Origin of the sequence: Moorena sp. SIO3A2, assembly GCF_010672265.1 — a bacterium.
GTDB classification, from domain to species: Bacteria; Cyanobacteriota; Cyanobacteriia; order Cyanobacteriales; family Coleofasciculaceae; genus Moorena; species Moorena producens.
Genome location: NZ_JAAHHC010000006.1, coordinates 286991 through 310971, shown reverse-complemented (window position 1 = coordinate 310971; position 23981 = coordinate 286991). Strand labels below are relative to the sequence as shown.

General features: G+C 41.6%; 15 protein-coding genes and 4 pseudogenes. 10 read left to right on the top strand and 9 right to left on the bottom strand.

The window, feature by feature from the left end; translation table 11 throughout:
• Positions 1 to 297: 297 nt before the first annotated feature.
• Positions 298 to 5202 (bottom strand): WD40 domain-containing protein, encoded by a 4905-nt coding sequence (locus F6K64_RS09150; protein WP_287265326.1) that lies wholly within the window; start codon positions 5200 to 5202, stop codon positions 298 to 300.
• A gap of 306 nt (positions 5203 to 5508) precedes the next feature.
• On the opposite strand from F6K64_RS09150, the pseudogene F6K64_RS09145 reads away from it, so the two are divergent.
• The 5 genes and pseudogenes from F6K64_RS09145 to F6K64_RS09115 form a co-directional block, all read left to right on the top strand.
• Positions 5509 to 5706, top strand: a pseudogene (locus tag F6K64_RS09145) (transposase); the annotation flags it as partial.
• A gap of 399 nt (positions 5707 to 6105) precedes the next feature.
• Positions 6106 to 6912, top strand: coding sequence for a hypothetical protein (locus F6K64_RS09140; RefSeq protein WP_287265324.1), 807 nt, complete (start codon positions 6106 to 6108; stop codon positions 6910 to 6912).
• A 423-nt stretch (positions 6913 to 7335) separates the two neighbouring features.
• Complete coding sequence (locus F6K64_RS09130; RefSeq protein ID WP_287265323.1) at positions 7336 to 7497, top strand: hypothetical protein; 162 nt, start codon at positions 7336 to 7338, stop codon at positions 7495 to 7497.
• 54 nt (positions 7498 to 7551) lie between these two features.
• Entirely contained in the window at positions 7552 to 7710 is a 159-nt protein-coding gene (locus tag F6K64_RS09125; protein ID WP_287265322.1) for a hypothetical protein, read from the top strand.
• Positions 7711 to 7849: 139 nt separating this feature from the next.
• A pseudogene (locus F6K64_RS09115) lies at positions 7850 to 8965 on the top strand (IS4 family transposase); the annotation flags it as partial.
• A gap of 331 nt (positions 8966 to 9296) precedes the next feature.
• Here the strand turns inward: F6K64_RS09115 and F6K64_RS38810 are convergent.
• The 3 genes and pseudogenes from F6K64_RS38810 to F6K64_RS09100 all read right to left on the bottom strand — a co-directional run bounded on the left by F6K64_RS38810 (position 9297) and on the right by F6K64_RS09100 (position 12227).
• Positions 9297 to 9428 (bottom strand): hypothetical protein, encoded by a 132-nt coding sequence (locus F6K64_RS38810; RefSeq protein WP_502708034.1) that lies wholly within the window; start codon positions 9426 to 9428, stop codon positions 9297 to 9299.
• Positions 9426 to 10853, bottom strand: a pseudogene (locus F6K64_RS38805) (transposase); the annotation flags it as partial. The pseudogene F6K64_RS38805 and the gene F6K64_RS38810, both read right to left, overlap by 3 nt.
• Positions 10854 to 10916: 63 nt before the next feature.
• Positions 10917 to 12227 (bottom strand): P-loop NTPase family protein, encoded by a 1311-nt coding sequence (locus tag F6K64_RS09100; protein WP_287265319.1) that lies wholly within the window; start codon positions 12225 to 12227, stop codon positions 10917 to 10919.
• 438 nt (positions 12228 to 12665) lie between these two features.
• Here F6K64_RS09100 and F6K64_RS09095 point away from each other — a divergent pair, with 438 nt between their 5' ends.
• Both F6K64_RS09095 and F6K64_RS09090 read left to right on the top strand, forming a co-directional pair.
• The gene (locus F6K64_RS09095; RefSeq protein ID WP_287265317.1) at positions 12666 to 13691 is read left to right on the top strand and encodes a FliH/SctL family protein; all 1026 of its coding nucleotides are present in this window, start codon (positions 12666 to 12668) and stop codon (positions 13689 to 13691) included.
• A 114-nt stretch (positions 13692 to 13805) separates the two neighbouring features.
• The gene (locus F6K64_RS09090; RefSeq protein WP_287265316.1) at positions 13806 to 14735 is read left to right on the top strand and encodes an RpnC/YadD family protein; all 930 of its coding nucleotides are present in this window, start codon (positions 13806 to 13808) and stop codon (positions 14733 to 14735) included.
• A 36-nt stretch (positions 14736 to 14771) separates the two neighbouring features.
• Here F6K64_RS09090 and F6K64_RS09085 read toward each other — a convergent pair whose 3' ends face one another.
• Both F6K64_RS09085 and F6K64_RS09080 read right to left on the bottom strand, forming a co-directional pair.
• Positions 14772 to 15407, bottom strand: a complete 636-nt coding sequence (locus F6K64_RS09085; RefSeq protein WP_287249795.1) for a restriction endonuclease subunit R — start codon at positions 15405 to 15407, stop codon at positions 14772 to 14774.
• 155 nt (positions 15408 to 15562) lie between these two features.
• Entirely contained in the window at positions 15563 to 17137 is a 1575-nt protein-coding gene (locus F6K64_RS09080) for a GldG family protein (RefSeq protein ID WP_287265315.1), read from the bottom strand.
• Between the two features lie 793 nt (positions 17138 to 17930).
• Here F6K64_RS09080 and F6K64_RS09075 point away from each other — a divergent pair.
• Entirely contained in the window at positions 17931 to 19847 is a 1917-nt protein-coding gene (locus tag F6K64_RS09075) for a serine/threonine-protein kinase (RefSeq protein ID WP_287249799.1), read from the top strand.
• A gap of 88 nt (positions 19848 to 19935) precedes the next feature.
• A pseudogene (locus F6K64_RS38800) lies at positions 19936 to 20049 on the top strand (toxin-antitoxin system HicB family antitoxin); the annotation flags it as partial.
• A 170-nt stretch (positions 20050 to 20219) separates the two neighbouring features.
• Here the strand turns inward: F6K64_RS38800 and F6K64_RS09070 are convergent.
• Positions 20220 to 21155 (bottom strand): pyridoxamine 5'-phosphate oxidase family protein, encoded by a 936-nt coding sequence (locus F6K64_RS09070; protein ID WP_008180486.1) that lies wholly within the window; start codon positions 21153 to 21155, stop codon positions 20220 to 20222.
• A gap of 429 nt (positions 21156 to 21584) precedes the next feature.
• Here F6K64_RS09070 and F6K64_RS09065 point away from each other — a divergent pair, with 429 nt between their 5' ends.
• A complete protein-coding gene (locus F6K64_RS09065) occupies positions 21585 to 21734 on the top strand; it encodes a hypothetical protein (protein ID WP_154659694.1) in 150 nt (49 codons plus the stop codon).
• A 55-nt stretch (positions 21735 to 21789) separates the two neighbouring features.
• Here F6K64_RS09065 and F6K64_RS09060 read toward each other — a convergent pair whose 3' ends face one another.
• Together F6K64_RS09060 and F6K64_RS09055 are read right to left on the bottom strand one after the other, a co-directional pair.
• The gene (locus F6K64_RS09060; RefSeq protein ID WP_008180488.1) at positions 21790 to 22587 is read right to left on the bottom strand and encodes an ABC transporter permease; all 798 of its coding nucleotides are present in this window, start codon (positions 22585 to 22587) and stop codon (positions 21790 to 21792) included.
• A 241-nt stretch (positions 22588 to 22828) separates the two neighbouring features.
• The gene (locus F6K64_RS09055) at positions 22829 to 23818 is read right to left on the bottom strand and encodes an ABC transporter ATP-binding protein (RefSeq protein WP_287249803.1); all 990 of its coding nucleotides are present in this window, start codon (positions 23816 to 23818) and stop codon (positions 22829 to 22831) included.
• Between the last annotated feature and the right edge of the window lie 163 nt (positions 23819 to 23981).

Below are 23981 nucleotides of genomic sequence, written 5' to 3'. Positions count from 1 at the left end.
TCGGCAAAGCCTAAAGCGTGACCAAAGGTCAATCGCGTTTTAGTGAATGCCTCGACAAACAGTGCATTCGCGTTTTAGTAGTTGATGTAGGGTGGGCAGTGCTTTCGACCGATTCATGTGGTTAGCAATCGCCAAAGTAGGCACTGCCCACCAACGGATTAATCACAATCGGACCAGTGCGTTCGCACCTCAAGCAGCGTCGGCAAAGCCTAAAGCGTGACCAAAGGTCAATCGCGTTTTAGTTGATACCTCGACAAAGAGTGCGATCGCGAAGCGTGACCAAAGGTCAATCGCGTTTTAGTTGATGCCTTCACAAACAGTGCGATCGCGTTCACTTACATTCGGGTTATTCCTTAGATAATCCCCAGCCCAATCGCAACCACGTCGCAGTAGCTCATCTAGACTACTTAGAGCTAGATCGATATTCCATAACATTACAGTTTTATCCTCACTAGCCGTAGCAAGAGTCTTGCCGTCAGGGCTGAAGCTAACACTATTGATCGCAGCACCACTACTCTTGAGGGTTTGGAGTACTTTACCCTCCGGAAGACTCCAGAGTTTGACTGTCCCGTCACTACTACCACTGGCAAGTATGGTACCGTAGGGGATAAAACTGAGGCTATTGACTACACCACTATGTCCCTTAAGAGTTGCCAGTTGTTGACCTTGCAAATTCCAAAGTTTAATAGTTCCATCCAGACTCGCGGTAGCAAGGGTCTGACCGTCACGGCTAAAGCTGAGGCTAATCACCGCAGCACTATGCCCCTTGAGAGTTTCAAGTTCTTCACCGCTCAAATTCCAGAGTTTAAGGGTTCCATCCTTACTAGCAGTAGCGATGATTTTGCCATTAGGGCTGAACTTGACACTGTCAAAATCATCGTTATGTCCCTTGAGAGTTGCCAGTTGTTGACCTATTAAATTCCAGAGTTTTACGGTTCCATCGTTACTAGCACTGGCAAATAATTGTGCATCAGGGCTGAAACTGACGCTGTAAACACTAGCTTTATGGGCATCAATAGTTTTGATTAGTTTACCCTCCAGACTCCATAGCTTTACCGTTCCATCCAAACCAGCACTGGCAAGGAATTTCCCATCAGGGCTGAAACTAAAACTTATGATTGGATTTTGATTTTCTTCTAAGGTCTTCACTAGTGTACCGTCTAGTTTCCAGAGTTTGACACTTCCATCCAAACCAAGACTGGCAATGACATTATCATCAGGGCTGAAACTAAGACTTATGACTGCACCTTGATGTCCTTCTAAGGTACTGACTAGTGTACCGTCTCGTTCCCATACTTTAACAGTTCCATCGAAGCTAGCAGTGGCAATTGTGCGACCATCGGGACTAAAGCTGACGCTATCAACCACAGCCTTATGTCCAAATAGGGTTTGGGTTTTGAGATCATAGTCCTCAACGCTCCAGAGTCTGACGGTCAAGTCTCTGCTGGCGGTGGCTAAAATTTTGCCATCGGGACTAAAGCTCATAATTGCAATCCCTCTCTTATGACCCCGCAAGATTTGGAGTTCCTGACCTTCCCGACTCCAAAGCTTAACAGTTCCATCTAAACTGCCAGTGGCAATTGTCTGACCATCAAGACTGAAGCTAACGCTGTTGATTGTGGCACCAGAACTCTGGAAAGTAAGAATTTCCTTTCCTTGAAGATTCCAAAGTCTAACAGCTCCATCCAGACTAGCAGTGGCAAGGGTCTGACCATCAGGGCTAAAACTGATACTTGTAACATCAGCTTTATGCCCCATAAAGGTTTGCCCAATTCGGTTGCCTTGTTTGTCCCACAATCTTACTATTCCGTTGCTACTACCACTGGCAATCACCTTACCGTCAGGACTGAAACTGAGACTCGTAATACTAGCGTTCTGTATTGCAAAGGGTTGCCCAATTGGGTTGCCCTGTCTGTCCCACAATCTTACTATTCCGCCGCGACTACCACTGACAATCACCTGACCGTCCCGGCTGAAACCGATACTTGTAACCTCAGTTTCATGCCCCTGGAGGGTGTGTCGTAATTGACCGTCTATACTCCAGAGTTTGACGGTGCCATCAGCACTGCCAGTGGCAAGGATTTCACCATCACGACTAACACTGACGCTATTGACTGTATCTGTATGCCCTGGGAGAACGGTTAGTATTTCATCATCTCCCCTCCAAAGTTTGACCGTACTATCAGCAATGCTAGTGGCAAGGATTTCACCATCAGGACTGAAAGTGACGCTATTAACCCAACTGTCATAACCTTCCAAACGATTGCGCTCTCTGACTCCATAAAGGGCTTGCTGTAATGCAGCTAAAGTCTGAGTGCGGGTATTGGTTCCTACTGCGATTGCTGACTTAAGTTGTGTTCCTGCCTTTAAAGCTAATATGAGTGGATCAAGTGACTCCCTATTTCTGTTAAATAGGGCTTCTGAGGATTGAGCAAGAGCAAGAGTCTTTAGTATTTTAACTTGTCTCGCAAATAGTAGTCCGGTCAATAGTATTAATACTACCATAATAATCATTTTTTTGACAATTGATGCTCTAAATCGGCTTTTAAAAAACGCCTCTTCTAGTCTTAATTTACTTCGTTCCGCCTCTTTTCTTGCTAGTCTCTCCTGTTCCAATTCAGTGATTATTAAAGCTCCTGTCGATTGACGAATAATAGGAACAAGATAGTCGTGTACTAATTGATAGTGCGCAGTCGAAAATTCTGGCAAAAGTAAAACCAATCCTGAGTTGACGAAGATCTCTAATATTAAATCTAGGTTTTCTATCTCTCCTACTCCGAGATCGAATAAACCCGATCCTAACTCTGCCCTTGACTTGAGTGGTCGAGTGTTATTTTCATCTGTTAGGAGGTATAAAACTAGTCTTGCCTCACGTTCATTCCAATAACCACAGTCTTTAACAACTCCAGCTAAAAATCGCTCCAATAGCTTTTGTTTAGAACCGATTGCTTGATACTCAACCAGTTTATAAATTTTCTCTTCTTGTAATTGTAATCCCACAATCTGTAACTCAATGGGACGAACTTCACCTAGCTCTCCTGCTAAATCATTTACAAGTTGATTAATCAAAGCATTTTCCAAATACAAATGAAGTTTAGTTGTTACATGTTGTATAAAATTATCACTATTTTCTTGAGAAAAGTTTCCTAGATAATAAAGTATATCTTGGCTTAATATGTAATTGATAGTATCTATTTTTTTTGAACGTTGAAATTTTAAGAGATAGTGTAGATAGTCTTCCCTTAATGACAGAATCACTTGAGTATAAGGAATATAGTCAATTGCTGTTTTTAAAAATTCCAATAAAAGATTACGATCGACTATATCTGGGACAGCAACAAATAATTCTTCAAACTGATCAAAAATTAAAACTGTTAGTAAGTTTCGGTCACCATTTTCTTGCAACTGTTGCAAGATGCTAGTTACTGAATCTGCTTCAACAGAAAGACTAAGCCCTCTTGCTCTTAGTGCATTAACCAATAACTCGCCTAACTGCCTAACCCAGTCAGTATAGACTCGTATGGCAATTGGCAATACATCTCGTTGACCAATAGCTCTTTGCTTGAGAATTGGAACTAATCCTGCATAGATTAAGGAACTTTTTCCAACTCCAGATGGTCCATGAATAACAGTTAATTTACAACTAGTATTGCCAATTCTTTCGAGCAAATTATTGATATCTTGTTGTCTACCAGAAGCAATAATTTCATCTGCAACCATTTCCGGCTGCTCAAGGGCTGGAAGTTGAGACTTAGCTCTTCTGCGTTTTGGCTGTAATCTCCCTGTACCGATAAAAGCTCGCAAGCCAAACTGTTGCTCAATGGATATTCGTTCTTGTTTAACTCTAAAAGCAGCTAGATAGTCACCCTTTTCAAGGTATAATTCTCGCCAGCTTGCCAAAATCATAATATAAAGCTCTGGAGCATAATGGGCTGGAGTTTCTGCTTTAGCTATTTCGAGATACTTGATACTGTCTTGATACTTACAAAGACCTTTTTCTGCTCTTGCTAATAATAATAAATACCAAGCTTTATCAAAGGATTGAATCCCATATAATTTTGCTTTTTGTTTGGATGAGGTTGCTGTTGATTCAGGCGACAAACTAGTTTTCAGGATGGAGAGTGCTTGCTCTGCTAATCCCTTAGCTTCAGTCCAAGCTAATTTATCTAAAGCCACCTCCGCCAGAAAACCATAATCTTTCGCTAACTCAATTGACTTACCATTGGCACTATGCAGTGTTAGAGACCTTTGGGCTAAGGTTTCCAAGTCTGCCCATCGTTGTAAGCGTTGCAAGACTCTGGCAAATTGAGTAATCAATCGGTTAGCTAAATCCTGATCAGATATCTGAGCTAAACTATCAACACATTGTTCAACTAAATTTTGTGGTTCAGGTTTTCCATAAGGACACAACCCGATATGAAATAAAACCATGCCTTGCCAATCGCAGCGGGTTAGTCTTTGCCATAGATCTAAGCTTTTATGAAAGTAACGTAAGGATTCTTCAAACTGTTGTTTAGCATAGTAATTGCGACCTACCATCAAGTAAAAACTAGCTTCTAACTCTGGTTCTATTTCCTGGTTGTGATGTTGTAAATCTTGCCAAGCTGACTCAAATTCTGATAGATCATCTATCCCCCGATTTAGCTCATACAAAAATTTGTCAGGATCAGAGTCTGGAAAGTTAGTCAATATCTCCTTGGCTTTTTGAGAGAGAGTATAGATTAATTCATAAGATAAGGAATCAGGAGGGGTTTGAAACTCCCTAGTTGTGCCCCAACTCTCCAAATCAGGAGCAACCCGAAGCAATTTGGTTTGAACCTGATCATTAATCCACAGCACTAGGGGGAAATGGAAATTTTTCCGAAACTCTTCCCGCACTCGGTTAGTGGCAGCCAGCAAGCTATCAATATCATCAACAGCCTCTAAGCCAAAGACCATCACAACCCCTGGCTGCTGATCTCCTAAATCCTGCCGAATCTTGCTATATAGTTTGCTATCAGACTTTTTCAGCGCAACCTCGCGGATTTGAACAGGAGAGGTTTCTCGGAGCCCCTCAGTCATTTGCTGTTGTACATAGGTATAGTTACAGTGTGCAAAAATCAGTGAAAATTGCCCCTGAGAAGCTTCAATTGCCCAAGCCAATGTTTGCAACGCACGGTCGTTGTAGGCAGCAACCTCTTTGGCTCGATCGGAGATACTCATATATAGCAAAGGGAACAGGGAGCAGGGAGCAGGGAACAGGGAGGTGCGTAGGGTGTGTTAGGGGCGGACTTGTCCTTATTTTTCGCTTCTTAGCCAGCCTTGGGATAGTCCGTCCCGTAACGCACCACCAGGTCAAACTATTTATAAATGCTATGGCTGTAGTTCTTTAGCTTCTGCCAAAATCGGATTAACACTGGGGGGGCGACAAGCGGCCTGTAACCCTTGATATATATTAAATTGAGCGAATTATGGTAAAAAAAGATAGGTCAGAAATTGTCAAGACGACCTATCAATTGAAAACGCTATACCTTCCACAAAGGGGGACGGATTCAACAACTGATTCAAGATGCCGGGTGTCAACTGTTGTATTTGCCCCCCTATTCACCCGATCTCAACCCCATTGAAAAATGTTGGTCTTGGCTTAAGAGTCGCATTGGTCACCAACTCGAACAGTTTGATTGTTTGCGAGATGCGATCGAGTCGGTTCTGCAAGCCTTGTCCTAACCGCCAAGGCGGTTGCTATATATGAGGTTTTATGAGATTTGATATGAGGTTTTATGAGATTTGATATGAGGTTTTATGAGATTTGATATGAGGTTTTATGAGATTTGATATGAGGTTTTATGAGATTTGATATGAGGTTTTATGAGATTTGATATGAGATTTGATATGAGATTTGATATGAGTTTTATTAGTTGACAACTAATTTAATTGGCTTTATATTTAAATTAAATTAAAGTTTATTTACTTTAATTAGAGTTGTTTTAGGACTCGATCAAGATGCAATTACCCTGACCAAGGGGGGTGCTCAATACCCATCTGTTTGAATCGACAGCGGTTATTGAGAAGTTACCTTGTTATTTTCTCAGCAAACCAAACAATCATATTGGAGGCAACGATTATATGAATATTCCAATAAGCAATGTAAAACTTACAAGCGATGAGGCGAGAGATGCTGTAAATGTTTTTGCAGCTGTTGATGTATTGGGTCTATTAGAGCATACAGGGTACGGTGGACAAAAATCAACAATAGAAGAGCAGATAAAAAATTATTACCTAAGCCTAAGTTACATACCTATGGATCTAAAGAATTTGGGAAAACAACGCTCATTACAAGAATGGGATGAAGAGAAGGAAAAGTACACGTTTAGTGGAATTTGGGACGAGATTATTAAGCTATCCCAGCACAAATACAAAATATTCAGGAGCACATCAGGAGGCGCGGATATATTAAGTAAGTATGTCCGGTTAATAGCAAATCGAGGTGACACACAGGGATGGATATTGGAAGTAGACGGATCGGATTTATACGAAGAAGGTGGCGTAAAATATTTAACGGAGGCTTATAACTTGAGTGTAAAAGCCAAACCAGAACAATGGATCCGTTGGTGGGGGCATTCGATGTCACCATTTTCAGCTATCCAATGCGTAATTGAAGATATTACCCGTGTACGTCGACCTGAACCGTTACCGGAGCTTATAAATCAACATAATCAGACAATAACCTATCAATTTCCGTCCGGTAATATTGGATCAATGCCCCCTGAATATATCACCGCACAAACCCAAGCATACAGCCGTTTAGGTCAATTGAGTCCCGGTCAATTGCAAAAAATTAAGTATGATATTAAATTCAATATGGTTGATACGAACGGAGATATCATAGCTGCATTCCAAGTCGATCCAGAAATCATTGTGGTTTCAGATTAAAGTGCGAGTGAGGCTCTTCTATTGTCGTGACACAGCTAAAATGGTGCTTTAAGAATATTCAGTCCACAATTGATTAACATGGATTTTGAGGAATAATCTAATGCATCAAATTAAGCTTGTCACGTCACTGGGGGCAGGGCTGTTTCATTCTAACAAAACCCAAAGCCTAGACCACTTGTTACGAAGCCATCTTTGGGCTTCGGTAATTGAGTCGAAGCCCAAAATTCGGAAAAGATTCAGAGCTACTGTGTTGAGAATAGTGGGACTTAAACAATAAAAAGAGGGCTCTCCTAGACTGGACAGTGCGAAGTTCTGTGGTCGGTTGAGTGGTTGAATTACCCCTAAGAAAAGAACACCCCGATCGCGCCTAGCGACGAGAATGTTCCAAACTGGCTGAATCAGCAAAACTCAGCCAGTTAGATTATGGCTAATTATCGTCGAGTCGAGCAAATCTTAGTTGAACTACGCCCTATGTTTGCAAGTTTTGCCACCTTCGAGTGGTTTGTGTTGCTGCTATGGGGAGTGCTCTTATCAACGCAACCGCCCGCTGTTACCAGTTACCTCAATGCCATTGGCAAAGCGTGAAGGCTACTATCCTATACGCTCTACACTGGTTTAATTCCAGTGCTTGGAGCGGTCTTGGAACTGTGTCTTGGATGGGGAAACTGGCTCAGGGCACACCCCCATGTGCATCAACTGCGAGGCCAACCGGTTTATATCGGTGATGGCATCAAGGTAGGGAAAGAAGGAAATAAGATGCCTGGCAATACGGTTCGGTTAAGCTTGAAAAGCATGTAAACTGGTAATTGTCATCAAGGTGCGAAGGGCAAAATGCAACTCAAAGAATTTTCCTTGGTTGTACCGAAGATTGAATCAGGTACAGTACTCAAAGCTTTAGAAGTAGCGATTCCATCATCAGCAATAGAGCAGTTGAAAAGCGGATACAAAAGTCAAAGAAGAGCGCAGGCGAGCAAAACCCTTCACATTTGGTTGTCTGTTTAATCATTGCCATGAGTTTATGGTCAAAAGCTTCGATGAGAACAGTACTGAAAAATCTAGTTGATGGTTTGAGCGAAGCTTGGGTGAGAGTGGGGAAGTATTGGCGAGTACCTTGTAAATCCTCAATTACTGAAGCACGACAAAGAATAGGGTGTCAGGTAATGAGTCGTCTTTTCCATTCAGTAGTAAGTCATGCACGCAACCGTTGACACACCAGGAGCTTTTCTTGGAGGACTGCGAATAATGGCGATAGATGGCACAAAGCATCGATGTACCAGATACCCAGACAAACGCAAGGGTGAAAGGATATCCTGGTAGTCGTCCTGGTACTCAAACAGCTTTCCCCAAAGTCCGCTTAGTGCTACTAATTGAAGCCGGAACGCATTTAATCGTTGATGCGTTAATGTGTCCATACCGTATGGGTGAGCGAGTTAGAGCAAAAAAATTACTACGGTCAGTCATGGCAGGAATGTTGTTGATGTGGGATAGAGGACTACATTCTTATGGAATGGTAAGAGCAACCCTTGATCAAAAATGTGATTACTTAGGACGAGTGCCAAAAAATGCCAAATTCAAGGTAGAGAAAGTTTTGGCAGATGGCTCTTACCTATCGTGGATTACCCCTGATCGTAAATCCCAGAAAAAGGGTGGTACAAAAATCCTAGTACGAGTCATTGAATATACCATTGATACTGATGGAGAGCCAGAAATTTACCGCCTTATTACTAGTTTGACAGATATTGATTTATTCCCCGCTTTATTACTGGCGATTGAATATCATCAACGTTGGGAAGTAGAAAATACTATTGATGAACTAAAAGTCCACCTTTTGGGCCGCAAAACTCCAATTCGCTCCCTAAACCATCGTGAGGTAGTTCAAGAAATTTACGGTTGGCTTCTTGGTCATTGGGCTGTACGTTCCCTAATGTATCAAGTTGCCGAACGGGCTCAAATCTCCCCTTTACGATTAAGTTTTACTGGAACGCTTAATGTTGTGCGTCGTGCCGTTCCTAAATTTCAACGTCTTGAGCCAGAAGAAGTCCCTTTTTTTTAACCTGGCTAATGACAGAAATCTTTGACGAGCAGATTCCAGAGCGCGAAGGAAGAAGTAATCCGCGAGTCGTTAAAAAAACTAGAGCTAAATTTCCTTCCAAGAAACCAAGACATAAAGGAACTGGAGCCAAAATTGAAACACGAACATTCTATATAATCAGTACTGCTTAGAGCTTAACCGAACCGTATTGAGATGCCTGGAGTGAAACGTTTGCATCAAGAATCGAAGAATGTCAGTAAACCAGAATGGATTCTTTGGCATTACTTTGGGGCATTAAACCTGGGGGGGCGACATGAGAGCTAAAAAGTAGACTCTATAAGCTTCATAGCTCTCATACCTGTCTTGATGCAGCGCGGTCTTGGGGGTTTCCCCCAAGACCGCGCTGCATCGCTCGTAAATAATTATCGAGCTTATGACGACTTAAACGCATCAACTCATAAACTAATTCCCAACATTTATCCATAAAATTAATCCAGTTTTGAGCATATAGTCCAATATAAAAACTGCTGTGTATTTTAGTTAAACGCCCATATTATTTGACTCTATCTACATATTTTTGAACTCCTTGTTTAGTAATTTTTTGTCCTTGCATTGTGGAAGCAATATAAGCAAAAGATATTATAATAACTAAAGATATAAAGCGTTTTTGAATAACATTACTGCCTTCCATATTATATCCACCGCTCTTATAATCTCGGAACATCTCTTCAATAGAGAAACGTTGTCTTGATGCAGTCGCTCATGGGGGAAACCACGGCAGTTGCTCATGGGGGAGACCCCCAAGACCGCACTGCCTCCCCAAGACCGCGCTGCATCGCTTTTTATAGGCAGAAATTGCTTCCGAAGCACTGCTCATATTTGTTAGAATAAACCAACCTTCTTTGGTCACGGATTTTCGATAACGGTGCGCGTTCCCTAGCGCTTTGAAAAAGCGCGGGGTCGTACCGCAACTTTTTTTCCATTTACAGGCGATACTAAATCCAGTAATTTGTTTAGTTTTGGTAACTTTTACATTTTTAAAAAATAATTAAGTTCCTGGTTTTAATCCACAATTTTCTAAGGAAGTCCAACCCGAATCTTTAAGTTGAATTTGTGCCGATTTTTTGAGTCTTAAACAAAATGTAAAGCCTTGTGTATCTAACCATTTAGCCAATTTGACGGAACAAAATTCTCGGTCTCCCAAAATTATAACTTGATAGCTATCAAATAGCTCTATAATATTTGATATAATTTTTGTTTGTTCTGAAAAATTACTTGAGCCAAGTTTTGAAAGAAGTTCAAAATAAACTGGAATTGATCGCTTATTATAAATTATACTAATCATCAATAAATTTTTATATCTCCGGACGAAACCTTAGACAGTTGAGCCTTATTTACAAGATTTAACCCTTTTACTCATAGCCTACCGACATTAAAGGCTCAACTGTCTTACGGTAACTTCAAACCAATTAGTTCTATCGATAACCAAATATATTTTTGACTGTTTAGTAAATGTTTGATCGAGCCATTTTTTAAGAATTGGAAGCCACAATAATTTGAGATAAAATATTGGTAGCGATGCAGCGCGGTCTTGGGGGAAACCCCCATGAGCGACTGCATCAAGACAATGATAAAAATCTCTGTAGTTTTTTACGTCTTGAATTTACCTGAATAGGTAAAGGTAGCGGTGCAGCGCGGTCTTGGGGAGGCAGTGCGGTCTTGGGGGTCTCCCCCATGAGCAACTGCCGTGGTTTCCCCCATGAGCGACTGCACCAAGACATGACTCGGCAATTTTTTCTAGTTTAATATTTTTGATATCTTGTATAATAATTAGTACAATAGAAAACAACAATAATTGAGATTCAGACAGTAGATTTTTTAGATGTTTTTGATATAATTCTGGTATCATTTTCAATTGGTAGGTCGTATTGACAATTTATGACCTATCTTTTTTTACCATAATTCGCTCAATTTAATATATATCAAGGGTTACAGGCCGCTTGTCTCCCCCCCAGGGATTAACATCAAACCAAGGTTCTTCTTGATCATAATACTCATAAACAAAGCGACTGCGGATTAATATTTCGTATCCATCATCTCCAGTCACTTTCTTCTCCTTAGCTACTTTACCCAGTAAATCCCACTCATCATTAGTGATCGCTAAGACAAGTTTATGAAGCTGAGCCTTAATCATACGTTCTAGACCATTACGGGAAAGGGGTAGTTTTCCTTCCTCCATGATCCAATCATTGAGAAACCGGAGTAAATTCCGCACATGACCACCACTAGCACCACATAAACGGTCTAAGCTTTCAGCACTGTCAAAAATTGCTGTAATTTTACTCAGACGCTGGTTTGGCTCTAAATCTGGAAAAGCTCTTGCCAGCACCATCTGTCGCAGCAGTGCTATTCCTTTTTCATGTTTGCTACCGTTGCGTAAATGCACAGGTACCATTGGTAGGACTTCGGGGTCGGTCATAAACCGTTCAGTCACCATCCCAAAGTCATTGGAAAAGCGCAGTGACAATGGAATAGTGTAAACCACGTGACAGCTCAGTCCCCGCAACTGTGCCCCTCGATCCGCAAACAAATATTCTGGCTGAAGACGACCAAAGGGCTTTTGAATAGAATCTACCCGGTCAAGGCTATCAACAATAACTACTAGTCCCTTTTTCCCGGTCTGTTTCAATTTATTGATAGCAGGCTCTAGCACCTCCTGATTAATTGCCTCAATAAGTCCATTGGTTCGAGGCTCTAGATATCCTCTCAACTTATCCCGCTGCTTAGGGCTAGCTTTGGCTTGACTGGTAATGGTGGCAATCCCTACAGAGAATTCTACCTCCGATAGCTCCATCGGTGTTTGTAAGATATCTTTGACTTCGCCGAATAACCTCTGGAAGTACCCTGGTTGAAGGCTAATGCCAGCGTCTTCCAGACTTTCACTGACTCGACGAGCGATCGCCAGTAAAATATCGCTAATATCAACATCGCTCATTTCCAAGTCTTGATCTGACTCAAAGTAAACCACATGAAATCCTGACCGTTCTAAATCCACCTTTAACCTGAGCAACTCCGTAGACTTGCCGCAGCCAATATGCCCAGTAAACAGTTCACAAGTAGGCTGATTTGGTGAAAAGATAGCAATCTTTTTTCTAAGTTTTTCAATAATCTGACCGCCGCGTACTGAAGAGAAATCAATGTAATACTTGCGATCATCCTCATTGTCCACCGCTAAGGTTTTACTGGGGTTGGTAGCTCGATAAAACGTTTGTAAATCGGTCATCTTACTTATTAGTTATTTTGCCCCTATTCTGTACCAAGCTGCGGTTGGAACATGGAACGGTTCATCCGAGCTGGCCTTATGCACCCACTTTACCTTAGTCACTATTATATAGCAGTTCTAAATTTGGTGATGTACTTTCGTTCTAGGTTTTAGGGAGCAGGGAGCAGGGAGCAGGGAGCAGGTAACAAGGAACAGGGAACAGGTAAGAGTAGGAAATAATTCCGATAAATTTTTGTAATGATGCTAAATAAGCCTTAAAATTTAGGCTCATTTTTTAAAAACTGATTCCAGTTTTTTGATTAAACAAAATTACTAATTATCGGTTATAATAATTGTGAGTTACAGATGATTTTTTACTATTCCCTGTTCTCGATTTACTCTTCTATGTTCCCTGTTCCATATTCCCTGTTCCCTTTGCTATAGTTTTTAGGCTGTTCCATGACCAGAAATGTCCATGACCAATTTGCCAAACAATGTCTTAAAGAACTCCTCGACCCCCTGGGGAAAGTGGAAACGAGCTGGAAAGTGCCTGGGGAAGTTCAAGAAATTGATGTTTACTTTTTGCCATCTCAGCCACTAACCACCAATGGACAAAGCCTGGGATTACTCGGAAAACTGGCCACAACCCCTGCTATTTTTGAACCGTTCCGCAACCCAGTTAGTAAATTTGAGGTGCTCAGTTGTATCGGTAAACTCATCCAGGTTCATGGTCAAGTTTTCCGTCAGGCTAAGCGCACTAATGCCCAAGTTAGGGTCACCCAACTGCCTCGTTTATGGATTCTCTCCCCAACCGCTTCCGAAGAGTTTTTAGAAAGCTTCAATTTCCAAGCAGATCTAGTTAATTATCCCAGGGGGATGTACTTTCTGGGGAAATCCTTGTATACGGCGATTGTAGCGATTCACCAACTACCAGTGACCCCGGAAACCTTATGGTTGAGAATTCTCGGTAGAGGTAGAGTGCAACAGCAAGCGATTGAGGAATTGAAATCCCTACCGAACGGGAGTCAGCACAAAGACAATATCCTAGAATTAGTATATGACATGCTGGCAATCTTAGAGGCACGTATCAAACAAAATCAAGACCTTGAGAAAGATGACCGGGAGTTAATCATGCAATTATCTCAGATATATCAACAACGACTGGAATTGGCTACCGAGCTTGGCAAACAAGAAGGACTAGTCCAAGGCAAACAAGAGGGACTAGTCCAGGGCAAACAAGAGGGACTAGTCCAGGGCAAACAAGAGGGACTAGTCCAGGGCAAACAAGAAGGACTAGTCCAAGGTAGGCAAAACGAACGCCGTAGTATGGTCACTTACTTATTGCGTAGCCGTTTTGGTGAACTAGACCAGGAACTGCTAGCAATCATTGAGCCATTGATGGCACTCTCTCCAGAAGAATTTACCCCCCTACTCTTACAATTGTCTCGACTAGAATTATTGACTCGATTTGGAGAGCGAAATTAATAGAGGCTGTGGTTATTAATCCCCAATGTCGTGCCGGTTGACTAGCTCGATCATCCGCTTATTACTTAACTCGTAATTAAATACTAATTAAATCAATAGTCCTGAGGGTGTTCCATGACCAGAAACGTCCATGACCAAAAGCCCATCCAATGTCTTAAAAAACTCCTCGACCCCCTGGGGAAGGTAGAAACGAACTGGGAAGTGCCTGGGGAAGTTCAAGAAATTGATGTTTACTTTTTGCCATCCCAGGCACTAGCCACCAATGGACAAAGCCTGGGATTACTCGGAAAACTGGCCACAACCCCTGCAATGTTTGAACCGTTCCGTAACCCAGTTACTCAATTTGAGGTGCTCAGTTGTATCGGTAAACTGGCCCAGGTTCATGATCAAGTTTTCCGTCAGGCTAAGCGGGCTAATGCCCAAGTTAGGGTGACAGAACTGCCTCGTTTATGGATTCTCTCCCCAACGGCTTCGGAAGAGTTTTTAGAAAGCTTCAATTTTCAACCAGATCTGGTCAATTATCCCAAGGGGATCTACTTTCTGGGGAAATCCTTGTATACGGCAATTGTGGCGATTGACCAACTGCCGGTGACCCCAGAAACCTTATGGTTGAGAATTCTCGGTAGAGGTAGAGTGCAACAGCAAGCGATTGAGGAATTGAAATCCTTACCCACTGACACTCAGCACAAAGCCAACATCCTAGGATTATTATATGACATGCTGACAATCTTAGAGGCTCGTATCAAGCAGGAGCAAGACCTCGAAGAAGATGACCGGGAATTAGTAATGCAATTATCTGGGATTTATCAACAACGACTTGAAGTGGTTACCGAGCTTGGTAGACAAGAAGGACTAGTCCAAGGTAGGCAAAACGAACGCCGTAGTATGGTCACTTACTTATTGCGTAGCCGTTTTGGTGAACTAGACCAGGAAATGCTGGGAATTATTGAGCCATTGATGGTACTCTCTCCAGAAGAATTTACCCCCCTACTCTTACAATTGTCTCGACTAGAATTATTGACTCGATTTGGAGAGCGAACATAGTCGCTAGGGAGTATGTTCACAAATCAAATGGAAATGCTATAGGAGCGCTATAGCTTTAATAACTTGTAGTAATTTAATCGATGACTCCGATTCCATCAGGTTTAATACTGGCATCAACTGATAAATCGGAGGATTGCCAGCTTGGATATAAATAAACTGATAAATGTATCCGTTAGTCGATAGTCCCCAAACTGAGTCTTGATGGTCTAAACTCTTATAGGCATAGGTCAGTAATTGAGGTAACCCAACGGATACATCAACACTACTGTTTTTAGTTTCGATAACTAAGACCCAAAACGATACTTGATCTACTGTCTGTTGAGCTTTGTTAATTGCTAGAATATCTAGTCTGCCAGTAATTTTGGTATCCTGGTCTTGAATATCAATATCAGCAATTCCTTCTTCCAAGGAAATCTTTATTGGAGAGCGATAGAAGCCAGCTAATCGCAGTAATGGAAAAACAGTTAGGGCTTTTACCAGTCCTTCAGATACTTTACCCGCGATAAAATAATTATCAAAATCAGTCCGAATTTGTTCCAACTCCCGTTGCTCAAATTCAGTGATAGTGTCTAGGGATAACCGGGAAGTTAATGAACTATTGTATTGCCGTTGAAAGCCAAAGGTATGATGCACATCTTCTAGAGATAGGTGACTAGCTTGTAGAATTGTCATAAGTTTATAGGGTTCCGTGTATAAATTGTATAAATTGTGATAATTATTGTTCCGAAGTTCCCTACTCCCTACTCCCTACTCCCTACTCCCTAAAACCCAATAATTTGTACCTCACAAGTCGTAGAATTGCTATAATGCTATATCAGTTATCAATGCTAACGGCGTTGCCACCATACTAACCCAGCTGTAGTAAACCCGACTAAGGGCATAAGTAACAGGGCAGTCCAACCCAGTAACTCAGCCTGGATTGCTGTTAGGTTAATCCGTCGATTGTTTTGTTCTTTAGGGCGGATAGATAGCACTTGATCATCTTGCTTGCTTAACCAGCTAATCGTGTTGAGAAAAACATCACCATTTAATTGCTGATCAAACCAACCATTGCTGGCAAAATTAGAGTTACCATAGACTACTAGACGAGATGAAGAAGTCTTTTTGTTACCATCCTCTTTAGGAGTCCCTTGATCAATCCCTTCGGCTTTGCGGCTTAATGCTACACCTAGGATTAACGGACCAGGGCGATCGCTTTCTGGATTCAATTCCAGTGGCTGCTGTTTAGGATTGCTCTCAGCCCAAGTTCTGTCATTGGTAATCAGCAAAGGAGTCTCCTGGATACCATCTACTGGGGTAATTAAGAGCGATCGCGCCCAGGGATAAAAGGAAAATCCGTCGCCAAATTCCGTGGTAATGGGATGATTCCCGTAGCTGGTCACCATTGGAGTTGCTGCACCAAGCACTAAGGAACGTTCTGGAGCAGACGGGTCAATCACTAACCTACTGTCTAGCTTAATTCCCCAGTCTTTGAGAAAGCTATCCAATTCAGGATTAGTATCAGGGTCGAGCATCAATAGTAAGCTACCACCCTTGGATAGATAGTTACGTAACCCTTTGACTTCTTTTTCTAAAAATGCTCGCATCGGACCTGCACTAACCACGATTGAGGCATCGGCTGGAACCTCTGAGCGTTCAGCTAAGTTAAGGGGTTGAACCGTAAAATTTTTATCCTCTAGAACACGTACAGCCTCAGATAATCCCCCTTCTACTTCTGCTAAGGATTTTTCTCCGTGACCTTGGAGGAAGTAAACCCTAACCGAAATTTCCCGAGTCAGAGTTTCGATACCACTAGTAAGACTAGCTTCTGACAGAGGTTGGGTATCATTAACAGCTTGCAATAATTGTTGCTTGTCTTTATATTGTAGATAAACTTCTCCGATAGACTGAACACCAAATTTCTGAGCTAGTGCTGGTTTTAGCTGAGGGTCAACAAACTGAAATTCAAAGTTTGACCCATACCGACGAAAGTTCTCTAACAACTCTCGGTCATCTGGATTGGGTTGTGGATTAAAGATCCAAACCTTAAGGGGCTGTCGTAAATTTTGCACCACTTGCTGGGACTGGGGTGACAGAGTATATAACTGATTTTCTGTGAAATCGATGCGTTGGGTATAGCGCACCCCTAAAAAGTTAATCAGCCCTAAAATCACTAACATAGCTACGGTAGAAATAATAGCATTGGTTCCGACTTGGGTAGAACGGCTTTGCCAAAATTTCGGGGCCAACTGGGCTAAAAATACTAGCCCCACAAGACTAATGACAATACCAGCAATCAGTAACCCTAATGCGTCTGGGGACCATTTTTCAGTAATAATCCTGACAGTGATTCCCGCCATGGTCAGTAGTGGCCCGAGCCAGAAAAGGTAAAGGAGATACTTCTTGGTTTTGCTTGTCTTCATCTCAAACCTCACGGGAGCTGCAACTATCATTACTTACTGATTGTAAGCATTCAGCTTAACCCGCTAGGTATTAGGCATTAGGCTTAGGGGTTAGGCTTAGGGGTTAGGCGTTAGCGGGTTTCACAGGGGAATTATGCGATCACATCGAACTTGAGAGGGGAATTATGCGATCGCATCGAACTTGAGAGGGGAATTATGCGATCGCATCGAACTTGAGAGGGGAATTATGCGATCGCATCGAACTTAAGATGGTAATTATGCGATCGCTTAGCAGCTCAATGGTTAGCATCGCGTAGCGGCTCAATGGTTAGCATCCCATGGAACTTCAGCGGGTAATCATAGGACAGCTATAGAGTGGAAAATTAAAATAACTAATTTTCATAAGTCCTAATTATTTAGCTATCAGATAATTATTTAGCTATCAGGTATCAGCACTCAGCACTCAGTACTCAGCATTCAGTAGTGATTCCACACATCCAGCCACACTATTAGTTCGGTTTATAAATTGGTGAATAAGTTGACAATATTTTTATCCATAAAAAGATTATCCTTCATAGTTTTTTTGTAAACTTTGTATAAAGGCTTTGCTTAAATATAAAGTTTGTATAAACTTACTGGGGGGCCACAAGTGCTCCACAATACTTACCAGCTCTAGCTTTCAGGTCACTATCAGCGCAAACTCTAAATAGACTTGGGGTTTCAATTACTTAAAACTCAATCCGTTATTATTTTGTTGAAGTTGGAGTACTATAAAGCGTATACATTTTGTAAGTGATGCACAAACCTACATTCGATGAGCGAATTTCCGGATTTTTCTAACTATGGCTACCAAGTCAAAAAACGATTAGGTCAGAACTATCACAGTGGTCGAGTAACTTATCAAGCCATCCATCTTAAAACTAAGCAAAAAGTTGTAATCAAGCTATTTCAATTTGCTCAATATAACAGTAGCTGGCATGGTTACCAATCCATTGAAAGTGAGATTAAGGTACTAAAACAGTTACACCATCCTAGGATTCCTCGCTATCTTGACTCCTTTGCTCCTGAGGGTGGTGTTTGTTTGGTACAGGAGTACAAAAACGCTCAACCTTTGTCTGCATACCCAAGCTTTACACCAGAGCAAATTCAGCAAATTGCCGTTCAAATGCTCGAAATTTTGGATTATCTCCAACATTTTTATAATCCGATAATTCACCGAGACATTAAACCAGAAAATGTTTTGTTAGATTACAGAATGCGGGTTTACTTAATTGATTTTGGTTTAGCAAAACTTGCCTATAGTTCAATTGCTGTAAGTACTACGATGGCTGGCACAGCTGGATTTATGCCACCAGAACAATTATATAATCAACCCCTCAATAAAGCATCAGATATTTATAGTTTAGGAGTGACACTGATTTGTTTAGTAACAGGAATTAAAACAGCGAAAATTAGTAATTTAATTGATTTAAGCAATCATCGTCTAAAATTCAAGCATTTAGCTTCAGGTTTTAGCAAAGAATTTCTTAACTACCTAGACAAGATGGTAGAACCTGACCCTAAAAAGCGTCTTGCCAATCTAGAACGTATTTTTAAATCGGTTCCATCACCACAGTCAATTCAAAGAAAAGTAATAGCCGAGTTTAGCAATAAACTGAAAGTAAAGAACCTGAATAAACGACTAAGTTCTGCTATAGTTACTGTAATTAGTTTAGGGTTAGGTCTTACCTACGGATTAAACCAAATTGAGCAACTAGTAGTAAGTAAAATTCAACAGCATTGGAGCAATGGAGACTATGAAAAATGTATTAACTTAGCTCAAGAAGTTCCGGATTTTTTGAGCATCAATGAAAAATCGATATGCCTCTTAAATGACTGTTCTGTCGCACAACTAAATCAATCCACTAAACTAGTAGAGAACCCCAGACTTATCTATAAAGCAATTACTGAAGCTAAAAAAATACCTTCTGAGAGTAATAGTTACCAAGAAGCACAACAGTTAATTACTCAATGGAAGCAATGGCAAAGTGAGCAAAATTTAATTCAACAAGCTCAACAAGACCTAAAGAAACGTAAATGGCAACAAGCCAAAGCAATGGCAGCACAGGTTAAGGCTGAACGTTTCCAGGAGCAAGCAATCCAAATTATTAACACTGCTGAAACCAAACTAAAAGCTGCTGAATTAGAAAGACTAGCTGCTGAATTAGAAATACAAGGAGAAAACCTGATTATCAAGGCAAATCACTATGCTAATCAGCGACAGTATAGTCAAGCAATATCCATCGCCAAACGGATTCATAACCCTACGCCATCTTATCAAGAAGCACAACGATTAATTGCTGAATGGCAAAGCCAAATCCCTCAAGTTTTTAGAAATTATTGGTCATCCCCACAAGTTAATGGCGCTCGCTTCGTCGTTGATAAGATAGAAAAGTGGAAAAATGGCCAATTAAAAATTTATTTTAAAGCTTATAATTACAATAATAAAGATAGCCGATTTTCAGATTTTATCGCCGTTGATAACTTAGGAAATAATTATAGAGGTTATTCAGGCTCTAGTTGGGATGGAACAGTCATGGCTTCTAGGACACCAACTAAAGGTTATATCACCTTAAAACAACCCCTAGATCCGAATGCCTCAGTGATTACACTTAGTTTTCGTCGTGTTTATACTTATAATCCAGGAATTAAACTAATCACTCTCAAAACACAAGGAATAAGAGTTAAGTAGTGGCAGGTTAGCTAAAAACTATAGCGCTGTGCCCAGGGAATAGGGAACAGGGAATAGGGAACAGGGGGAATAGTCTGGGGAGAGGGGAGCAGAATTTGATGCCCATACCAGATTTAAACCAATGAGTGCAACTGGCAACCCAGAAGAAGCCTTAAGAATACTGGCTAAACTTGATGCTTTGATTGATGCTCTGACAGACTAGACTTCGCGGCAGTTGTCGGGAACAGAGAACTTCGGCTCTCGGAAATTCGGATGAAGAATTGACGAAAACATGATCATAAAAGTGATGCAGCGCTATGTGATCAGCTTTTTCATTCCCTGTTGCCTGTTGCCTGTTGCCTGTTGCCTGTTCCCTGTTCCCTGTTGCCTGTGTTAAACAACCAGGGCATCTGGTAAACTCTCCTTCTTAACCGCAGGATTAGCGGCAGAATACTCTCCAAAGCGCCAGCGTATAGGGCTAGCATTAGTTGTCTCTAAGACCTGGTCAATATGAAACTCCACTAACCGTTGCGCTCCTGGAACGGTAGTGAATCGTGACTGATCCCAAATCACCTCGGCTGTTCCTGTTAGTTGTAAGGTATTGCCTCGCTCAAAATCGATGAACAGCAGACCAGCATGGGGATTCACTGTCAGGTTACCTAGGGTTTGAAACATATTATTGCCAGCATAATTGGGAAACACTAGCTGATGATCACTGATCACCTGGATAAATCCCGGATATCCACCCCGATGAGAGGCATCTGCCCCAGTTTCTGGATTGAAACTGGCAATGAAAAAGGTATCAGATTGGGTAATCCAGTCTTGCTCGGTTGTGGTCAAAGCCTCAAAGCTGCGAATTTCATTTGGCTGCGTTGACTCAGGGGTATCAGTCTCTAGATGACGCAGCTGGATGTATTTGGGACAGTTGAAAAATACCTCAGTGGTCTGCATCATAATCTGCCCTTGGCCTTCTACTCTAGCCAAGCCATTCATCCGCAATCGTTTACGGCTAGTCAGGTCAATCACCAGAAGTCCCAGTACTCCATTTTTCACCAAGTTTTCGTACAACGGATCCCCATCGATCGGGATACAGTTAATCTCAACAGTTTGATGATCTAAAACTTGGACAAAACCAGGTTGACCAGTCAGCAGTGATGCCCAAACCAAGCCATTGGTATCCACACTACTAGCGATCGCTAATTGTTGGGTTGTCAGGAGCATCTGAGCAGCCGGTTTGATAACGGGAGTAATCATTGAGCTGAGTTTCTCAGCTTCTTCCCTTACCCCAGACCGAGTTTGAACAGCAATCTCTCCAGTGTGAAAGCTCATAATCTACTCCTTTGGGGATAGTCAGACAGAAAACAGCAGTTTTCTTGTACACAGAATTTCTGTATATGTCTGTATCTAATCTGTCTGTCTTTAAAATATAAAACTGTCCAGATTTGGGCTAAAGAACACTATCACCCAGCACCGGACAGGATATAACCAGTCAGGGGTGTTAGGTCAATAGTTGCCTATCCCTGAACTTTCTATAATGTCAGACTACTAGGAAGACAAGAGCAAAATGTCTCAGTTTTTGTCTCAGTTTTGTCTGGTGTTGTTTAACTGACAATGACTAGTCTTAGTTCGATGTCAGAAATTGCTGTAAGAAATTGGTAGGTTTTGAGGAAAGCATTCAGCTATCAGCCTTTGGCCACGCTACGGGAATGGCCACGCTACTTGAGGTGCTTTTGAATAAGCGATGCAGAGGTGCGACCCGTGGCGAATTTAATTACGGGTCAAACGCACCATTACGGTCTTGGGGAGGCAGCGCGGTCTTGGGGGTCCCCCCCACTCGCTATTGCCGTGGTTTCCCCCACTCGCTATTGCATCAAGACAACAGGTAAGCATTCGTTTAATCTGAGTTAAGTCTGCTGACCGCTGACTGCTGACCGCTGACCGCTGACCGCTGAATACTTACATACTAAGAACGCTGAAATCTCAATGCATCAATAGACTGAGCAGTTAGAAAAATACCGATAAAGATGTAACTCAAAAACAGAATTATACTACTAGTATCCAAAACACCCTGAATCAGATTTTTATAATTTTCCAACAACGATAAATGACCTAAGGCTTCTCCAAGCGGTCCACTAACATTTTTAGCAATCAAATCAATCACCCAAAGTCCCAAAACCAAAGCAAAGGTGAGGATTGCTGACAAAATTGAGCTATCAGTTAGGGAAGAAATGAACATCCCCAGAGAAAGCACCGATGCTGCCAGTAAAATTAATCCAACGTGGGCTAGTAAGGGTAGGATAGGTTGAACGGGGGGGTCTGTAGCACTAAATGCGATCGCTTCATAGGCAAGTAAGGGTAGCACCATAAAGCTATAAAATGTCACCACTCCCAAGAGTTTACCCACGGCTACAGCCCAATTCGTTAGTGGAGAAGTTGCCAAAAGTTCCAAAGTCCTGCGCTTGCGTTCCTCAGCATAGAGTCCCATCGACAGAATTGGTAACACAAATAACGACAGTGAACCCATCACTTCCAAGAATTGACGCAAAAATACATAGGCAACATCCACTGGCGGTATCGGTAAACCCAATTGTTCTGCCGTTGCCACTTGGTTAATAATCCCCTCTTGATCCAAAAGAATTTCCACAAAAAAGGAGCCAGACAGCCACCAAAATACACCGGCGATCACATAAGCGAATGGTGAAGCAAAATAGCCCTGTAATTCTTTACGAAAAATGGCTAATATATTGCTAATTATAATCATTTTTTTATTGTATAGAGTAATTTTAAGGTTGAAGGTTTAAGGTTTAAGGTTTAAGGTTTAAGGTTCAATGGTGAAGCTTCAATGGTGAAGGTTAGTTAATTAAGTTGAAGGTTTAAAGTTGAAGGTTAGTTAGTTAAACGATTACTATTATTTAGTTTAATGTTACTTCTTTAAAGGGGGAAAAAATAACTTTCATCCTTCATTATTAATCCTTCATTATTAATTCTTCATTATTAATCCTTCATCCTTCATCAGACTCCTGTAAATCAGGATCTGGTTGAGGCAGTGGTTTTTCGGTGGTAGTCAGTTTCAAAAAGACATCTTCCAGAGTAGCGCGAGTCCGTCGCATTTCGTATATCCCTACACCAGCTCCCACAGTCACAGCTGCAATATCCCGTGCGGGTTCTGCTCCCGGTGCTGATACGATGTGGAATAAAGATCGTCCGCCAGGTAAATTGTGATCATTAACCAGTTCCACCAGGCAAACTCCTGGTATAACTTGTAATAATTTCTGTAACTCCTGTGCATCACCATCTATTTCTAATTCATAACCTGATCCCCCGGTTAACTCCGCCAGTAACTTTTCTGGACTATCTGTTGCTACAATTTTGCCTTCATTGATGATAGCTACCCGGCTACAGGTCATACTCACTTCTGGTAGAATGTGGGTTGAGAGGATAATAGTATGGTCACCAGCAAGGCTCTTAATTAAGTTACGGACATCAATAATTTGCCGAGGATCAAGACCGACTGTAGGTTCATCTAAAATGATGGCCGGTGGGTCATGTACAATCGCCTGAGCGATACCCACCCGTTGACGGAAGCCCTTAGAAAGCTTGCGGATCAGTAGCTTGGCCTTGCTCGTTATGTTACAGCGCTCCATGGCAGTTTTGACCTTAGTAGTGCGATCGCCTGCAGCAACACCTTTAATACGGGCAACAAAGTGCAAAAATCCTTCAACGGTCATGTCCGGATACAGTGGCGGAAATTCCGGTAAATAACCAATTCGGCGTCGTACTGCCATAGAATTTTCATGAACATCATAATTAGCAATTCGGGCAGTACCATGGGTTGCTGGTAAATAACCTGCCAAAATTCGCATGGTAGTGGTTTTCCCTGCACCATTCGGTCCAAGGAACCCTAGGATTTCTCCTGGTTCAACCCTGAAAGTAACATTCTCTATCCCTGGGGTGGTGCCATAGATTTTGCTTAGATGCTCTACTTCTATCATATTTTTAAGTATTACGTGTTAAGTATTAGGTATTAAGTATTATCTGTTAAATGTTAGGTGTTGAATATTAACTATTAAGTATTGTTAATAAACTATTAAGTTTAAATTATTACCTGTTAAATATTAGGTGTTAAGTATTACGTGTGAATTGTTAATTGCCATT

Excerpts from the sequence above, each read along its gene's own strand:
- F6K64_RS09100 (WP_287265319.1), bottom strand. The coding sequence starts at position 12,227 with ATGACCGATTTACAAACGTTTTATCGAGCTACCAACCCCAGTAAAACC.
- F6K64_RS09130 (WP_287265323.1), top strand. The coding sequence starts at position 7,336 with ATGGCTAATTATCGTCGAGTCGAGCAAATCTTAGTTGAACTACGCCCT.
- F6K64_RS09060 (WP_008180488.1), bottom strand. The coding sequence starts at position 22,587 with ATGATTATAATTAGCAATATATTAGCCATTTTTCGTAAAGAATTACAG.
- F6K64_RS09080 (WP_287265315.1), bottom strand. The coding sequence starts at position 17,137 with ATGAAGACAAGCAAAACCAAGAAGTATCTCCTTTACCTTTTCTGGCTC.
- F6K64_RS09150 (WP_287265326.1), bottom strand. The coding sequence starts at position 5,202 with ATGAGTATCTCCGATCGAGCCAAAGAGGTTGCTGCCTACAACGACCGT.
- F6K64_RS09140 (WP_287265324.1), top strand. The coding sequence starts at position 6,106 with ATGAATATTCCAATAAGCAATGTAAAACTTACAAGCGATGAGGCGAGA.
- F6K64_RS09095 (WP_287265317.1), top strand. The coding sequence starts at position 12,666 with ATGACCAGAAATGTCCATGACCAATTTGCCAAACAATGTCTTAAAGAA.
- F6K64_RS38810 (WP_502708034.1), bottom strand. The coding sequence starts at position 9,428 with ATGGATAAATGTTGGGAATTAGTTTATGAGTTGATGCGTTTAAGTCGT.
- F6K64_RS09075 (WP_287249799.1), top strand. The coding sequence starts at position 17,931 with ATGAGCGAATTTCCGGATTTTTCTAACTATGGCTACCAAGTCAAAAAA.
- F6K64_RS09070 (WP_008180486.1), bottom strand. The coding sequence starts at position 21,155 with ATGAGCTTTCACACTGGAGAGATTGCTGTTCAAACTCGGTCTGGGGTA.
- F6K64_RS09090 (WP_287265316.1), top strand. The coding sequence starts at position 13,806 with ATGACCAGAAACGTCCATGACCAAAAGCCCATCCAATGTCTTAAAAAA.
- F6K64_RS09055 (WP_287249803.1), bottom strand. The coding sequence starts at position 23,818 with ATGATAGAAGTAGAGCATCTAAGCAAAATCTATGGCACCACCCCAGGG.
- F6K64_RS09085 (WP_287249795.1), bottom strand. The coding sequence starts at position 15,407 with ATGACAATTCTACAAGCTAGTCACCTATCTCTAGAAGATGTGCATCAT.